The sequence below is a fragment of the Photorhabdus heterorhabditis genome (genome assembly GCF_001280945.1).
GTDB classification, from domain to species: Bacteria; Pseudomonadota; Gammaproteobacteria; order Enterobacterales; family Enterobacteriaceae; genus Photorhabdus; species Photorhabdus heterorhabditis.
Genome location: NZ_LJCS01000165.1, coordinates 1 through 1,469 on the forward strand (window position 1 = coordinate 1; position 1,469 = coordinate 1,469).

3 protein-coding genes are annotated in these 1,469 nt (G+C 50.5%); all 3 read left to right on the top strand.

Annotated features, from left to right (window positions below; translation table 11 throughout):
* A partial coding sequence (locus AM629_RS21070; protein ID WP_152912058.1) for a DUF2345 domain-containing protein occupies positions 1-407 on the top strand: 407 nt, incomplete at its 5' end.
* Between the two features lie 3 nt (positions 408-410).
* Positions 411-1,223 (top strand): toxin Tle1 chaperone Tla1, encoded by an 813-nt coding sequence (locus tag AM629_RS21075; RefSeq protein WP_054481753.1) that lies wholly within the window; start codon positions 411-413, stop codon positions 1,221-1,223.
* A partial coding sequence (locus AM629_RS21080; RefSeq protein WP_152912059.1) for a DUF3304 domain-containing protein occupies positions 1,204-1,469 on the top strand: 266 nt, incomplete at its 3' end. The genes AM629_RS21075 and AM629_RS21080, both read left to right, overlap by 20 nt.

Genomic DNA, 1,469 nt, shown 5'->3' on the forward strand with positions numbered 1-1,469 from the left:
CTAGTGCCTGCCGCATTGGTATGAATGCCACTCAGGCCATCTCTTTACTGGCGCAGACAGAGGGAATGCGTCTGGTCTCGGGGAAAGGGCCATTCACGATGGAATCCCACGGGGATGAGTTAGGTCTCACCGCGTTAAAGGATGTCACGGTCAAGTCAACGCAGGGCCAGGTACAGATTATCGCTAAAAATGGCCTGACGTTGGCGTGTGGCGGCGCCTATATCCGTCTCTCTCCGGCAGGAGAAATTGAAATTCATGGGCCGGGCCTGTTAAGCCTGAAAGGGCAGCATAAAATGGACGCCCCGGCCAAACAGGATTTTCCGTTACCGGACTTGCCGGAATCCGTGTGTAAAGAGTGCCTGAAAAAAGCGCAGGAGATGGCGCAAGGGTTTGTTTTGAGGAAATAACCGATGAATAACGTTGAAATAACTGACTGGATTGCTTCACTTGAGACGTCAGCAAAGGATGTCGGCCTGCGTTGTCTCGATATCATTGTGGATCAGTCCGGGAGCGAGTTCTCGCTGATCCCGGCGTTGGAAAGTTTTTCGCCTGAAATTAAATGGTGTTCACTGTTTCAGGGATTGCCCGAAGAGATTGTGGTGGATGATGCGCCGGTCTTGATCCGGATTGATTTAACCCAACCTGACCAGCGGCAATGGATGCAGGAAATTATCTGGCGCTTAAGGGAAGAACCGTTGCTGTTGATTTTATGCTCGTCATGGTCATTTGACCTGTTGGCTCAGTATTTAATTCAATGTGCGGATGCTGCATACGCGGGACAGGCGGGCATTTTACGCTTTTTTGATCCGCGTATTTTCCCGGTGCTGTTTTCTCATGTGTTGGATGCGGAGCAGCAACAGCAATTACTCCGCCCCGTTCTGTTCTGGAGCTGGCTTGATCGTGACGGCATTTCGAATTTTTTTTGGGGTGAGGGGAATGCTGAGCCAGTTAGTGACGCCATTGAGAAAATTGATCTCACTGATAAACAGCTGGAGTCTCTCCTGTGCGTCTCTGATGCTCATCTGCTAATGCCGCAACTGAATCCGTACGACTACCCAGACGTGGCACGTGAACACCTGTTTAACCTCTGTTATGCCCTGATGGTCGAAGCATTTGACAAACCTATTTTACTGGATGATGACAGAGCATCCTTTGTGCTTGAGCATCTCAAAGCCAGATTATCCCTCAATGAAGGAGCGAAAGATGAAAAAACACCGATTTAAATGGGCGGTTTTGTGTCTGTTACTGGCGGCGTGTAGTCAGTTGCCGGCGCAGGCAGGAACCATTGAGGCGATTAACCATACTAAGTGGGCGATTAACCGGTTCAGTGTGGATGATACGCCGGGTATCGATAGTATCGGGCCGTATCAGGGTGGTGGCGGTGGTTGCTGCTATCGGGCTCCGGAGAAATGGAAACCGGGGATGACGGTTAAGGTGGATTGGGAAACTGGTGTCGCTTACTCCTATGA

Excerpts from the sequence above, each read along its gene's own strand:
- AM629_RS21075 (WP_054481753.1), top strand. The coding sequence starts at position 411 with ATGAATAACGTTGAAATAACTGACTGGATTGCTTCACTTGAGACGTCA.